Source organism: Streptomyces sp. NPDC052114 (genome assembly GCF_040680155.1).
GTDB lineage: Bacteria > Actinomycetota > Actinomycetes > Streptomycetales > Streptomycetaceae > Streptomyces.
The window spans coordinates 99612-112554 of record NZ_JBFAWC010000014.1 but is presented as its reverse complement, the minus strand read 5'-3'; the positions used below and the strand labels follow the sequence as shown (position 1 = coordinate 112554).

Below are 12943 nucleotides of genomic sequence, written 5' to 3'. Positions count from 1 at the left end.
CCGGGCGCCTGGAGGACCCCATGACGAGTACGCGGCCCACCAAGCAGGTGACGGCACGGTCGTCCCACGAGATTCCCGCACGCGAACCGCTCCGCCTCGCCGCGGGTGACCGCGTCGAGGCCGGCGAACGCAGCCCCGACTGGCCGGAGTTCGTCTTCGTGACCGCCGCCCACGGAACGGGCTGGGTCCCGGCCCGGCACCTCTCGGGCCCGTCCGGATCGGTGCGCGTCGAGATCCCGTACGACACGACGGAACTGCCCACGGCCGCGGGGGACACCCTGGAGGTGGTCGCCGAGGACCGTGCGAGCGGCTGGCTGTGGTGCCGGAACTCCGACGGGCGGGAAGGGTGGGTGCCGGTCAGCAGCCTGATGACCGACCGGTGAGGGGCCGCCCCCTCTTGGCCATGAACGCGACACACGGTAACGTCGTGCTGTTGTCGACGACGGTCGGCGGAAGCCGGTGGGAATCCGGCGCGGTCGCGCCACTGTGTGCGAGGGCCTTCGGGCCCTCGTGAGCCAGACCCGTGACGGTCGTCCTGTGCACCACCGAGATGGGACGCGAATTCCCAGAGGAGGCTCCGCCATGGCGCAGCACGTCGCCCCGCCGACCGCCACCACCCCTGTCGTGCCGGACAGGCTGCCGTTGAAGGTGATCGCTCCCTGGGCGGTCTTCTTCGGGATCCTGATGCTGGTCCTGTTGTACTTCGTCGGCGCCGAGCAGGGCGCCGTCTCCGTGTTCAGCGGCGCGGAGGTCCATGAGTGGGTCCACGACGCCCGCCATCTGCTCGGCTTCCCCTGCCACTGAGCCGGAGGAACGCCGCGCGCTCATGAACTCCGCCACCGTACGCAATCTGCTCGTTCGGGGCATGCTCGCCGGCCTGGGGGCCGGCGTGCTCGCCCTCGTGATCTCCTACTGGCTCGGCGAGCCGAACGTCGACGCCGCCATCGGCTTCGAGGAGGCCCACGCCGCCCACTCCCACGGCGACGAGGTCGAACTCGTCTCGCGGAGCCTGCAGTCCACGGCCGGTCTCGCCACCGGCATCCTCGTCTACGGCGTGGCCTTCGGGGGCATCGCCGCGCTCGCCTTCTGTTTCGCCCTCGGGCGGGTGGGCCGCTTCGGCCCGCGCGCCACGGCGCTGCTGCTGTCCGGATGCGCCCTTCTTGCGGTGTACGTCGTGCCGTTCCTGAAGTACCCGGCCAATCCGCCCGCCGTCGGCAACCCCGACACCATCGGCAAGCGGACGACCCTGTACTTCCTGATGATCGTGCTCAGCGTGCTCCTCGCGATCGGTGCCACCATCCTCGGCAAGCGGCTCGCGCCACGGATCGGCACCTGGTACGCGACGGTGGCGGCCGTGCTCGGCTTCGCCGTCGCGGTCGGTATCGCGTTCGCCGTCCTGCCGGTGATCAACGACGTGCCGGGGAACTTCCCGGCCGCGCTCCTGTGGCGGTTCCGGCTCTCCGCCCTCGCCACGCAGATCGTGCTGTGGGGCGGATTCGGCCTGATCTTCGGTGAGTTGGCGCAGCGTCTGCTGCGGCCGGGGTCCGCGGACGTCGCCTCCGGACAGGCGGTGTCCACCGGGCGGTGACCCGGTCGACCCCAGCGGCGAGTGAGGGCCCACGGAACCTTCCGGGGGCCCTCTCGCGTTACACCGGGACCATGGACCGGCGTCGAGCAGAGGAGCCGAGTGAGCAGACGACTTCAGCCGCGCCACATCGTTCTCGGCGGCCGTGACGCGGTCGCCCTGACTCCTGAGGAGTACGACCAACTCGTCGCGAGCCGACGGCAGATCGGCGGACAGAGCGCGAAGGTCCGCGTCCTCGCCCAGCAGGCCAAGCGGATCGAAGGCCTGCTGCGCGACCTGGAGGAGCTGACCGGGGAGTGCACCGAGGCGGCATGCGCCGCCGTCACCGAGGCCGACTGCCCGCGCTGTGCCCTCGCGGCGCTGCTGCGGCGCTTCCGTGAGGGCCGGTACTGAGCGGCGGGGCCGCGGGGGGCCGGGCGGCGCACCGAGCCGAAGGGCGCACCCGGCTCATGCCGGGGGCAGCGGTCTGCCGAGCCGTACGTTCCAGCGGCCGCTCCGGCCGCTCAGCTCCGTGACCGTCAGCGGTGCCACATCGCAGCGCCAGTACGCGGACGGGGGCGCTCCCAACGCGTGCACCACGGCGGCGCGGACGATCTCCGGCTCCACGACGGCCACCACCGGACCATCACCCGTCGCCGTCGCCGTCGCCGTGAGCCAGCGCTCCACGCGCGTGCACACGTCGACCACGGACTCCCCGCCACCGGCCCCGAAGTCGGGTTCGCCGAGCCACCGGGCCACGTTCTCCGGCTCGTCGGCGCTGACGTCGGCCAAGGTCCTGCCGCGCCACCGTCCCACGTCCGGCCCGGCCAGATCTCCCGGTGCGTCCGCCGCGGCGAGACCAAGGGCGGCGGCCGTCTCGCGGCAGCGCCGGGTGCCGGACGTGACCACCAGGGCGGGCGCCGGCAGTGACCCGGCCGCCGCCTCCGCGGCCGTACGGCCCGAGGCGTCGAGCGGTGACCCGTCGTCGAAACGGGCTTGCCTCAGCGACTCGTTCAGGGCGGGGGAGACGAGCAGGACACGGCGGGTCACGGTGCTCTCCTCGGACGGGGGCAGGGGCAGGGGCAGGGGTGTGCGGGGGCCGGGTGGTGGGTCAACGGGCGCGGCTCTCGACGGGATACGGCACGTACGTCCGCCGGTCGGGGTCGATGGCGAGCCGCCCGCCGGCCGGCGGCCGGGCCCGCTGGGCGCAGTCGCGGCGTTCGCAGATGCGGCAGCCGAGGCCGATCGGTGTGGCGGCGCGGGGATCGTCCGGGGCGAGTCCGGCGGCGTAGACGAGCCGATGGGCGTGGCGCAGTTCGCAGCCGAGCGCCACGGCGAACTCCGCCCGGGGCGCGTGATGCCCGTGGCCGCCGCGGGTGACGGTCCGGGCGATCCAGAAGTGCCGTTTCCCGTCCGGCATTTCGGCGACCTGCGTCAGCACGCGGCCGGGTGCCGAGAACGCCTCGTACACCGTCCACAGGGGACACGTGCCGCCGAGCCGGGAGAAGTGGAAGTCGGTCGCGGACTGCCGTTTGGAGATGTTCCCGGCCCGGTCGACGCGCAGGAAGGAGAAGGGGACGCCCCGTCGCCCGGAGCGTTGCAGGGTGCTCAGCCGGTGGCAGACGGTCTCGAAGCCGACGCCGAAGCGGGCCGACAGCAGTTCGATGTCGTGGCCGCTCTCCTCGGCCGCCGCGTGGAAGGGCGTGTACGGCATGAGCAGTGCGCCCGCGAAGTAGTTCGCGAGGCCGATCCTCGCCAGCTCCACCGCCTCGGAGGAGTGCAACTCGGCTGCTTCGGAAGATAGTTGAGCGAGCAGCGGGTCATGCTCCAGCAGTGCCAGCTGGGTGGCGAGCTGAAAGGCGCGCTGTCCCTCGCTGAGCCAGGCGGACAGGAACAGCAGGCCCGCGTGACGGTCCAGTCGGCGCGCGTCCGTGCCACGGTCGGGGGAGGCCCGCACCACCTTCAGGCCGTGGCGTCGTGCGAGGCGTGCGGCGAGCGGCGCGGCGGCCTGCCCGGGACACAACTCCAGCTCCTCGGCCAGCTGTTCGGCCGCCGTGTCGAGCGCCTCGAAGTGATTGTGGTGCGCGTAGAAGAAGTCGCGTACGTCGTCGTGCGGTTCGGAGAACGGCGGCGTCCCGGGAGGTGCCGTGCCGAGGACCGCGGTCTGCGCGGCCGCCTCGCGGTAGCGGCGGTGCAGAGTCACCAGGGCGCGCGCCACCTCCGGATGGTCACGGGCGGCGTCCGCGATGTCCTCGGCGGAGGGCGGCGGCGCGCCGCAGGCCTCGTCGGCGAGGGCGGTGCGCAGATCGGTGGCGAGCCGGTCCTCGTCGGCGTCCGAGAAGTACTCGGGGTCGACACCGAACACCTCGGCGACGCGCAACAACACCGATGCCGTCAGCGGGCGTTGGCTCTGCTCGATCTGGTTGGCGTAGCTGGTGGAGATGCCGAGCGCGCGGGCCATGTCCACCTGGTTCATGCCGGCCTCACGGCGTAGGCGGCGCAGCTTCGCGTGCGCGTAGATCTTGTGACCGGCGGGACGCCGGGGCATGCGGCACCTCCTCGTCGTACGGCGAGTCCTGCGGTCGTACCGCTCGTCGTGCAACGGCCACGGCACATGCTTCGGCCCGCACGTCTCTGCGAATCTAGCATCCGCATGTTTCGCAGAATTCGCCGATCCGCGACGCCGGCCTGTACGGATTCCGCAGCCTTGACCGGTGGCCCGGCGGGCGTACGGCGGGCAGGCTCACCTCAACCGCACCGGGCAGCCATGCCCCCGCCGTCGGGCCTCCACCGCCCCCGCCGTGAGGAGCCACGTGATCGAGCATCACGTCCGTGTCCACCCCAGCGCCGACCGACTGCCCCGCGAGGACCAACTCGCCTGGAAGCTGGCGGCCGTCGCCACCGCCACCGACGAACCGGACGCGCAGAGCGCCGAGATGGCCGTGAACCGGGTCATCGACAACGCGGCGGTCGCCGTCGCCTCCCTGACCCGCCGCCCGGTCGCGGTGGCACGGGTCCAGGCCACTGCCCACCCTCCGGCCACCGCCCACCCCCAGAGCCCGCCCGGAGCCGCGGTCTTCGGCGCCCGGGCCCGCGTCTCACCGGAGTGGGCGGCCTGGGCCAACGGCACCGCCGTACGCGAGCTCGACTTCCACGACACCTACCTGGCCGCCGACTACTCCCACCCCGGCGACAACATCCCGCCCCTTCTCGCGGTCGCCCAGCACACCGGCCGCACCGGCGCCGACCTGCTGCGGGGCGTCGTCGCCGCGTACGAGGTCCACGTGGCGCTGGTCAGGGGCATCTGCCTGCACGAGCACCGCATCGACCACGTCGCCCATCTGAGCGCCGCGACCGCCTGCGGACTCGGCGCGCTCCTGCGGCTGCCCACCGAGACGGTGTACCAGGCGGTGCAACAGGCCGTGCACACCACGACCGCCACCCGGCAGTCCCGCAAGGGCGAGATCTCCAGCTGGAAGGCGTACGCGCCCGCCTTCGCCGGAAAGACCGCGATCGAGGCCGTCGACCGGGCGATGCGCGGCGAAGGCGCGCCGTCCCCGCTCTACGAGGGCGAGGACGGGTTCCTCGCGTGGTTGCTGGACGGCCCGAGCTCCGACTACACCGTCCTGCTGCCCGGTCCTGGCGCACCGCGCCGCGCGATCCTCGACACGTACACCAAGGAGCACTCGGCCGAGTACCAGGCACAGGCCGTCATCGACCTCGCCCGGCGCCTGCGGGAGAGGACGGGCCCGCTGGACCGCGTGCGCTCCGTCGTCCTGCACACCAGCCACCACACCCACCACGTCATCGGCTCCGGCGCGCACGACCCGCAGAAGTACGACCCCACGGCCAGCCGGGAGACCCTCGACCACTCGGTGCCGTACATCCTCGCCGTCGCCCTGGAGGACGGCGCCTGGCACCACGAGCGTTCGTACGCCCCCGAGCGCGCCGGGCGCCCCGCGACGGTCGCGCTGTGGCGCAAGATCAGCACGGTCGAGGACCCCGCATGGACGCGCCGCTACCACGACCCGGACCCGGAGCGCCGCGCCTTCGGCGGGCGGGCGGTCGTCACGCTCGACGACGGCTCGGTGATCGAGGACGAGCTCGGCGTCGCCAACGCCCATCCGGCCGGGGCCCGCCCCTTCGACCGCCCCGCCTACACCGCCAAATTCCGCACCCTCACGGAAGGGACCGTCGTACCGGACGACCAGGACCGCTTCCTGTCGGCTGCCGCACACCTCCCGCGACTGGCGGCGGCGGACCTGGACGCGCTGTTCCCCGCCGTGGACACCGAGGCACTCGCCGCGTACGACGCACAGCTCCCGAAGGGACTCTTCTGATGCCGTTCCCCACGCGCACGACTCCCGGCGAGCGCCGCCGCGCGTTCCGGGCACAGTTGGCGGGCGGGCGGCTGGTGCGGATGCCGGGCGCGGTCAATCCGCTTTCGGCCCGCCTCATCCAGGACACCGGCTTTGACGGCGTGTACCTCTCCGGCGCGGTGCTCGCCGCGGACCTGGGCCTGCCCGACATCGGCCTGACCACCTCCGTCGAGCTCGCGGCCCGCGCCCAGCAGACGACCCGGGTCACCGACCTGCCCGTCCTCGTCGACGCCGACACCGGCTTCGGCGAACCGCTGAACGCGGCCCGCACCGTCCAGCTCATGGAGGACGCGGGAGTTGCCGGGCTCCACCTGGAGGACCAGGTCAACCCCAAGCGCTGCGGACACCTCGACGGCAAGACCGTCGCACCCCGCGAGGAGATGGTCCGCCGGATCAGGGGTGCCGTCGACGCCCGCCGCGACCCCGACTTCCTGCTCATGGCCCGCACCGACGCCCGCGCGGTCGAAGGGCTGGACGCGGCGATCGAACGGGCCAGGGCGTACGTCGACGCCGGAGCCGACGCGATCTTCCCCGAGGCACTCGCCGACGAGGCCGAGTTCGAGGCGTTCCGGGCGGCCGTCGACGTCCCCCTGCTCGCGAACCTCACCGAATTCGGCAGGACCCCGCTCCTCGACACCCGCACCCTGGAGAACCTCGGCTACAACATCGCCCTCTATCCGGTCACCCTGCTGCGCCTGGCCATGGGCGCCGTCGAGGACGGCCTGCGCACCCTCGCCGCCGAGGGCACCCAGCAGTCCCTGGTCTCCCGCATGCAGACCCGCTCCCGCCTGTACGAGCTGCTCGGCTACGAGGAGTACGGGGCCTTCGACTCGGCCGTCCTCGGCTTCACGCTCCCGCCCGGCACCTGACGCGCCCGACGTACCCCATGCACCCCACGCGCCTGTCGCATCTGACGCGCGCCACACACCTGACGCACCTGTCGCACCCGACGAACACGACGCTTCGGAGGCACTCACCCATGCCCACCACCGCACCCGCGATCCACCGCGGCCTCGCCGGTGTCGTCGTCGACACCACGGGGATCTCCACCGTCGTCGAGGAGTCCAACTCCCTGACCTACCGCGGCTATCCGGTCCAGGACCTGGCCGCCCACCGCTCCTTCGAGGAGGTCGCGTACCTGCTCTGGCACGGCGAACTGCCGGATACCGGGCAGCTCCGTGCGTTCGAGGCCCGCGAGCGCGCCCTGCGCCCCCTCGACCGCACCACCTCCGAGCTGCTCGCCCGGCTGCCGGAGACCTGTCACCCCATGGACGTCCTGCGCACCGCCGTCAGCTTCTTCGGCGCCGAGGACCCCACCGAGGACGACGGCAGCCCGGCGGCGCACCGGGCGAAATCGCTCACCCTGCTGGCCAAGCTGCCCACCGTGGTCGCCGCCGACCAGCGCCGCCGCCGCGGCCTCGCGCCGATCCCGCCCGACTCCGGCCTCGGGTATGCCGAGAACTTCTTCCACATGTGCTTCGGCCGCGTACCGGACCCGGACGTCGTCCGCTGCTTCGAGATCTCCCTCGTGCTCTACGCCGAACACAGCTTCAACGCCTCGACGTTCACCGCCCGCGTGGTCACCTCCACGCTCTCCGACCTCTACAGCGCGGTCACCGCGGCGATCGGCGCGCTCAAGGGACCCCTGCACGGCGGCGCCAACGAGGCCGTGATGCACATGCTGAACGAGATCGGCGAGCCGGGGGGCGCCGAGCGGTGGCTCCAGGAGGCACTGGCCGACCGGCGGAAGATCATGGGCTTCGGCCACCGCGTCTACCGGCACGGCGATTCCCGCGTGCCGATCATGCAGGAGGCCCTGGACCGGCTCGTCACCCGCGCCGCCGACCCCGGGGCGGCCCGCCTGGCGGCCCTGCACGACGCCCTGCGCCGGGCCATGCTCTCCGCCAGGGGCATCCACCCCAACCTCGACTATCCGGCCGGTCTCGCCTACCACCTGATGGGTTTCGACATCCCGGTCTTCACCCCGGTCTTCGTGCTGAGCCGCGTGACCGGCTGGACCGCCCACATCACCGAACAGCTCGCCCACAACGCGCTCATCCGGCCGCTGGCCTCCTACGACGGTCCCGCCCGGCGGCCGGTGCCCCCGACGTCCCGGGACCAAGGTCATCGCTGAACGGACCAAGGTCACCCAACATCTGCCACCGGCATGTCGGACATAGCACTACATGTAGTGTGACGGCGTCGGTTCGGCCACCGGCGGCGACGAGCCGCCCGTGGCCGGGACAACAGGGAATCCGGTGCGAATCCGGAGCTGCCCCGCAACGGTATGGACGCCCCGGCGTCCGAGTCCGACACCTGCCGACGGCCGCCGCGCGCGGATCGTGCGCGCGGTGAGGGAGATTCCGGACGCCTCGTGGGAGGGCCGACGTGACGCAGATCGACGCCGTGGAATCGGTGACCGAATACCTGGACCGCAGCGACTGGCGGGTCAACGCCAACGCCAACCAGGGCTATTCGCTCGGCGGACTCATACTCAACACGGCCGGCAAGGTCGTCGCCAACTACTGGCTCGACCAGGTGTACCCGGAAGCCGTGGGCCGCGCCCACCGCGACGGCGACCTCCACCTCCACGACCTGGACATGCTCTCCGGCTACTGCGCGGGCTGGTCGCTGCGCACCCTGCTCGCCGAGGGCTTCAACGGAGTGGCCGGGCAGATCGACTCGGCGCCGCCCCGGCACTTCGCCTCGGCGGCCGGACAGATCGTGAACTTCCTCGGCACCCTCCAGAACGAATGGGCGGGCGCGCAGGCGTTCAGCTCCTTCGACACGTACATGGCGCCGTTCGTGCGCGTGGACTCCATGACGTACGCCCAAGTGCGTCAGTGCGTGCAGGAGATGGTGCACAACCTCAACGTGCCGTCGCGCTGGGGGACCCAGACGCCGTTCACCAACCTCACCTTCGACTGGACCTGCCCCGAGGACCTGCGCGGACAGACGCCGGTGGTCGGCGGCGAGGAGATGCCCTTCACGTACGGCGACCTCCAGGCCGAGATGGACCTGATCAACCGGGCGTACATCGAGGTCATGACGGCCGGTGACGCGACCGGGCGCGTCTTCACCTTCCCGATCCCCACGTACAACATCACCCGCGACTTCCCCTGGGAGAGCGAGAACGCCGAGCGGCTGTTCGCGATGACGGCGAAGTACGGACTGCCGTACTTCCAGAACTTCCTCAACTCCGAGTCGGAACCCGGCATGATCCGCTCGATGTGCTGCCGCCTCCAGCTCGACCTCACCGAACTGCTCAAACGCGGCAACGGACTCTTCGGCAGCGCCGAGCAGACCGGATCGCTCGGTGTCGTCACGGTCAACTGCGCCCGGCTCGGTCATCTGCACGCGGGCGACGAGACGGGCCTGTTCGACGCCCTCGACCGGCTCCTCGGACTCGCCCGCGACAGCCTGGAGATCAAGCGGGTCACCGTCCAGGACCTGATCGACGGCGGTCTCTTCCCCTATACGAAGCGGTACTTGGGGACGCTGCGCAACCACTTCTCCACCATCGGCGTGAACGGCATCAACGAGATGATCCGCAACTTCACGCACGACGCCCACGACATCACCACCCCCGAGGGGCACGCCCTCGCCGTCCGGCTCCTCGACCACGTCCGCGGGCGCATGGTCGAGTTCCAGGAGCGGACCGGCCACCTGTACAACCTGGAGGCCACTCCCGCCGAGGGCACCACCTACCGCTTCGCGAGGGAGGACCGCCGCCGCTTCCCCGGCATCCTCCAGGCGGGCACCGGCACCAACCCGTACTACACCAACTCCAGCCAACTGCCCGTGGGGTGGACGGACGACCCCTTCGAAGCGCTGGAACGCCAGGACGAGCTCCAGACCAAATACACCGGCGGCACCGTCCTCCACCTCTACATGTCCGAACGCGTCTCCACCCCCGAGGCCTGCCGCGTACTCGTCCGACGCTCCCTGGAGCGCTTCTCCCTGCCCTATCTGACCGTGACGCCCACCTTCTCGATCTGCCCGGAGCACGGCTATCTGGCGGGCGAGCACGCCAACTGCCCCACGTGCGGCGGCGCGTGCGAGGTGTGGACACGCGTCATGGGCTACCACCGGCCGGTCGAGTCCTTCAACATCGGCAAGAAGGGCGAGCACGCCGAGCGCACGCACTTCCGGGAGGCACCGGCGGTGCGGGCATGATCCGTGTCGGCGGCTGGTCTCGGCTGTCCACCTGCGACTGGCCGGGCAAGCTGGTCACGACGGTCTTCTGCCAGGGCTGCCCCTGGCGCTGCGGCTACTGCCACAACCCCGAACTCCTCGATCCGCGAGGCGCCCCGGTGCACCACTGGGAGGACGTCCTCGCCCATCTCGCCCGCCGTCAGGGGCTGTTGGACGGCGTCGTGTTCTCGGGCGGCGAGCCGCTGCGCCAGGCCGGTCTGGCGGACGCGGCGCGCGAGGTCCGCGACCTCGGGTACGCCGTGGGCCTGCACACCGGCGGGGCCTTTCCGCGCCGCCTGGAAGCACTGCTCGCCGCCGGTCTCGTCGACTGGGTCGGATTCGACGTCAAGGCGCACCCCGACACGTATGAACGCGTCACCGGGGCGCGCAACAGCGCCGCTCCGGCGGTACGCGGCCTGCGCGCCGTCCTCGACTCCGGGGTCGCGCACCAGATCCGGACCACGGTCGACCCGGCGCTGCTCGACGAACGAGACGTGGCGCGGCTGCGCGCGTGGCTGGGCGGGCAGGGGGTGCGGGCGCACGTGAGGCAGGAGGTCCGGTACGTGACCGGGTAGGTCCGGGGGAGCGCTCACACGTCCCAGGTGACCGGAAGGCTCTTCACGCCGAAGATGTCCGCGAACTCCGGACGCAGGTCGACCTCGTCCGCCGGCACGGCCAGGCGCAGCGTCGGGAAGCGGGCGAACAGCGCGGGGAACGCGACGCGCATCTCGACGCGCGCCAGCTGCTGTCCCAGACACTGGTGGACGCCGTGACCGAAGGCCAGGTGGCCGCCGTCCTGCCGACCGAGGTCGAACACATGGGGATCTGTGAAGCGCTCGGGGTCGTGATTGGCGGTGTGGTACGACAGCACGACCGTCGTGCCCGCCTCGATGGTCCGGCCGCCGAGCTCGACGTCCACGAGCGCCGTCCTCATGAACGACTTGGCGACGGTCAGATAGCGCAGCAGCTCCTCCACGGCCCGGTCGGCCAGCGCGGGATCGGCACGCAACTGGGCGAGTTGCGCGGGGTGTTGGAGCAGCGCGAAGGTGCCGAGGGCCAGCATGTTCGCGGTGGTGTCGAACCCGGCCGCCAGCAGGATCAGGGCGACGCCCTGGAGCTCCTCATCGGTGAGATCGCTGTCGGTGAGGTCGCTGAGCACGTCGTCGGTGGGATGCGCGCGCTTGGCCGCGACCAACTCCGCGAGGTACCGCTGGGTCGCGGTGTAGGCCTCGGTCAGCTTCTCCTCGTCCGGCTCTCCGCTCAGGAACGTCTCGATCTGGTCCTGGAAGGAGGCCCGGTCCTCGTACGGAACGCCGAGGAGCTCACAGATGATGATGGCGGGGATGGGCTTGGCGAACGCGGTCACCAGGTCGGTCGGCGGCCCGGCCTTCTCCATGGCGTCCAGTCGGGCGGAGGTGATCTGCTCGACCCGCTCGGTGAGCTGCCGCATGCGCCGCACCGTGAACTTGCCCATCAGGGGCTTGCGGTAGCGCCCGTGCCGCGGCTCGTCCATGAGGAGGAATTCGCCGGGCGGCGCCGGAGGCAGCTCGAAGTCGACCACGTTCATCAGCTCCTTGCGGGCGCTGAAACGCGGGTCGGCCAGCACCGACCTGACCATGTCGTATCCGGTGATCAGCCAGCCGGGTGGGCCGCCGGGGTGGGTGAAGCGACTGATGGGGCCGTGCCGGCGGGCGTCGCGCAGCTCGGCCGGCGGGTCGAACGGACAGCCCTGCTGACGTGTCGTCGGGAGCGCCGTGACGGCGTGGAGAGATTCACTCATGGCCATTCCTCTTCTCGCGCCATTGCATGTTCAACGCGCCTCGAAAGCTACGTTGCGTTCAGAATTCCTGTCAATTGACTGAATGCTGTTTTGGCAGTTCAGAGCGGTTAAATTGATGCAATGACGCTGAAGCCAAATGCAACGAAGCGTTGCAATGGGCGATGGCGAAGGCAATACTGACGGCATGCCAGGAGGACGGTTGACCCAACAGGAACGCCGACGCATCGCGGCCGGACTCGCCGACGGCCTTTCGTACGCCGAGATCGCGAGGCGGCTCGACCGGCCCACCTCGACGATCAGCCGGGAGGTCGGGCGCAACAGCGGCCCCGACGGCTATCGGCCGCAGCGGGCCCACGAGGCGACGGCCCATCGGGCGCGCCGCGGTACCCCGGCGCCCCCGGCCGGAGGCGCCGCGCCGGGCGGCGCGGAGCGAGAGGAGATCATCGGGATCGCGATGCGGTCCGGGCTGCCGAGGATGATGGCGCGCGTGCACGTCGATCTGCTGTTGTCCGAGGACGGCAGGCGGACCGCGGCCGAGCTGGCCCGTCGGCTGAAGGTCAGCCCCGCTTCCGTGTCCGTCTCCGTGAACTACCTGGTCCAGCACGGCCTGGTGCGGCGCGAGCGCGATCCGCGGCGGCCTCGGGACGTCTACGTGGTCGACGACGAGGCCTGGTACCACTCCATCGTGCTCAGTACGAGGCACACGATCGAGACGGCGCGTGTCGCGATGGCCGCCGCCGAGGAGTCCGGGGCCGACGGACCCGTGGGGCAGCGGCTGGCTCGCGCGGGCCTGTTCCTGGAGCGGATCGGCCTGGATTTGATGGCGTCGGCCGACCGCTGGCGCGGACTGCTGTCGTGAGGGGGTGCACAAGCAGTCGCGGGGGCGAGCCGGAGTGCGCCCTGTGGGTTTTCATGTGACGGCGCGGGCCGTGTGACGGCCATTTATTTGATACGGGCGATCAAGGCTGCTCCGAGCCGAATGGGAGGCGTTCCGAAGCGGTCAGAAATGAGCTCTTCTTCGAGAGA

General features: G+C 71.3%; 13 protein-coding genes and 2 riboswitches. Of the genes, 10 read left to right on the top strand and 3 right to left on the bottom strand.

Going from position 1 to position 12943, the window contains the following annotated elements; all coding sequences use genetic code 11:
• The first annotated feature begins 20 nt into the window (after positions 1-20).
• The 4 genes from AB0L89_RS28740 to AB0L89_RS28725 all read left to right on the top strand — a co-directional run bounded on the left by AB0L89_RS28740 (position 21) and on the right by AB0L89_RS28725 (position 1978).
• Positions 21-383 (top strand): SH3 domain-containing protein, encoded by a 363-nt coding sequence (locus tag AB0L89_RS28740; protein WP_365146894.1) that lies wholly within the window; start codon positions 21-23, stop codon positions 381-383.
• A gap of 25 nt (positions 384-408) precedes the next feature.
• A riboswitch (cobalamin riboswitch) is annotated at positions 409-544 on the top strand.
• 38 nt (positions 545-582) lie between these two features.
• Entirely contained in the window at positions 583-804 is a 222-nt protein-coding gene (locus tag AB0L89_RS28735) for a CbtB-domain containing protein (protein WP_365146891.1), read from the top strand.
• A 22-nt stretch (positions 805-826) separates the two neighbouring features.
• Positions 827-1588, top strand: a complete 762-nt coding sequence (locus AB0L89_RS28730; RefSeq protein WP_365146888.1) for a CbtA family protein — start codon at positions 827-829, stop codon at positions 1586-1588.
• 99 nt (positions 1589-1687) lie between these two features.
• Positions 1688-1978: a hypothetical protein gene (locus tag AB0L89_RS28725; protein WP_365146885.1), complete on the top strand. Its 291-nt coding sequence runs from the start codon at positions 1688-1690 to the stop codon at positions 1976-1978.
• A gap of 54 nt (positions 1979-2032) precedes the next feature.
• On the opposite strand, the gene AB0L89_RS28720 is transcribed toward AB0L89_RS28725, so the two are convergent.
• Together AB0L89_RS28720 and AB0L89_RS28715 are read right to left on the bottom strand one after the other, a co-directional pair.
• A complete protein-coding gene (locus tag AB0L89_RS28720; protein ID WP_365146882.1) occupies positions 2033-2614 on the bottom strand; it encodes a histidine phosphatase family protein in 582 nt (193 codons plus the stop codon).
• 61 nt (positions 2615-2675) lie between these two features.
• Positions 2676-4112: a short-chain fatty acyl-CoA regulator family protein gene (locus AB0L89_RS28715; protein ID WP_365146879.1), complete on the bottom strand. Its 1437-nt coding sequence runs from the start codon at positions 4110-4112 to the stop codon at positions 2676-2678.
• A gap of 265 nt (positions 4113-4377) precedes the next feature.
• On the opposite strand from AB0L89_RS28715, the gene AB0L89_RS28710 reads away from it, so the two are divergent.
• From AB0L89_RS28710 to AB0L89_RS28690, 5 genes are all read left to right on the top strand, one after another.
• Positions 4378-5904 (top strand): MmgE/PrpD family protein, encoded by a 1527-nt coding sequence (locus tag AB0L89_RS28710; RefSeq protein WP_365146876.1) that lies wholly within the window; start codon positions 4378-4380, stop codon positions 5902-5904.
• Positions 5904-6812 carry a methylisocitrate lyase gene (gene prpB / locus AB0L89_RS28705; RefSeq protein WP_365146873.1) on the top strand — a complete coding sequence of 303 codons (909 nt, stop codon included), beginning with the start codon at positions 5904-5906 and terminating at the stop codon, positions 6810-6812. The genes AB0L89_RS28710 and prpB overlap by 1 nt, the downstream gene beginning before the upstream one ends.
• 110 nt (positions 6813-6922) lie before the next feature.
• Positions 6923-8077, top strand: a complete 1155-nt coding sequence (locus AB0L89_RS28700) for a bifunctional 2-methylcitrate synthase/citrate synthase (protein WP_365146870.1) — start codon at positions 6923-6925, stop codon at positions 8075-8077.
• 52 nt (positions 8078-8129) lie between these two features.
• Positions 8130-8282: riboswitch (cobalamin riboswitch) on the top strand.
• Between the two features lie 49 nt (positions 8283-8331).
• The gene (locus tag AB0L89_RS28695) at positions 8332-10119 is read left to right on the top strand and encodes a ribonucleoside triphosphate reductase (protein WP_365146867.1); all 1788 of its coding nucleotides are present in this window, start codon (positions 8332-8334) and stop codon (positions 10117-10119) included.
• On the top strand, positions 10116-10712 hold the full coding sequence (locus AB0L89_RS28690; protein WP_365146864.1) for an anaerobic ribonucleoside-triphosphate reductase activating protein: 597 nt from the start codon (positions 10116-10118) through the stop codon (positions 10710-10712). The genes AB0L89_RS28695 and AB0L89_RS28690 overlap by 4 nt, the downstream gene beginning before the upstream one ends.
• Before the next feature lie 14 nt (positions 10713-10726).
• Here the strand turns inward: AB0L89_RS28690 and AB0L89_RS28685 are convergent, their stop codons facing one another.
• Positions 10727-11917 (bottom strand): cytochrome P450, encoded by a 1191-nt coding sequence (locus AB0L89_RS28685; RefSeq protein WP_365146861.1) that lies wholly within the window; start codon positions 11915-11917, stop codon positions 10727-10729.
• Between the two features lie 184 nt (positions 11918-12101).
• On the opposite strand from AB0L89_RS28685, the gene AB0L89_RS28680 reads away from it, so the two are divergent.
• Complete coding sequence (locus AB0L89_RS28680; protein ID WP_365146858.1) at positions 12102-12776, top strand: helix-turn-helix domain-containing protein; 675 nt, start codon at positions 12102-12104, stop codon at positions 12774-12776.
• Positions 12777-12943: the final 167 nt, after the last annotated feature.

What these genes read in the sequence shown, in the direction of transcription:
- AB0L89_RS28740 (WP_365146894.1), top strand. Translation starts at nt 21, where the DNA reads ATGACGAGTACGCGGCCCACCAAGCAGGTGACGGCACGGTCGTCCCAC.
- AB0L89_RS28735 (WP_365146891.1), top strand. Translation starts at nt 583, where the DNA reads ATGGCGCAGCACGTCGCCCCGCCGACCGCCACCACCCCTGTCGTGCCG.
- AB0L89_RS28730 (WP_365146888.1), top strand. Translation starts at nt 827, where the DNA reads ATGAACTCCGCCACCGTACGCAATCTGCTCGTTCGGGGCATGCTCGCC.
- AB0L89_RS28715 (WP_365146879.1), bottom strand. Translation starts at nt 4,112, where the DNA reads ATGCCCCGGCGTCCCGCCGGTCACAAGATCTACGCGCACGCGAAGCTG.
- prpB (WP_365146873.1), top strand. Translation starts at nt 5,904, where the DNA reads ATGCCGTTCCCCACGCGCACGACTCCCGGCGAGCGCCGCCGCGCGTTC.
- AB0L89_RS28700 (WP_365146870.1), top strand. Translation starts at nt 6,923, where the DNA reads ATGCCCACCACCGCACCCGCGATCCACCGCGGCCTCGCCGGTGTCGTC.
- AB0L89_RS28690 (WP_365146864.1), top strand. Translation starts at nt 10,116, where the DNA reads ATGATCCGTGTCGGCGGCTGGTCTCGGCTGTCCACCTGCGACTGGCCG.
- AB0L89_RS28685 (WP_365146861.1), bottom strand. Translation starts at nt 11,917, where the DNA reads ATGAGTGAATCTCTCCACGCCGTCACGGCGCTCCCGACGACACGTCAG.
- AB0L89_RS28680 (WP_365146858.1), top strand. Translation starts at nt 12,102, where the DNA reads ATGCCAGGAGGACGGTTGACCCAACAGGAACGCCGACGCATCGCGGCC.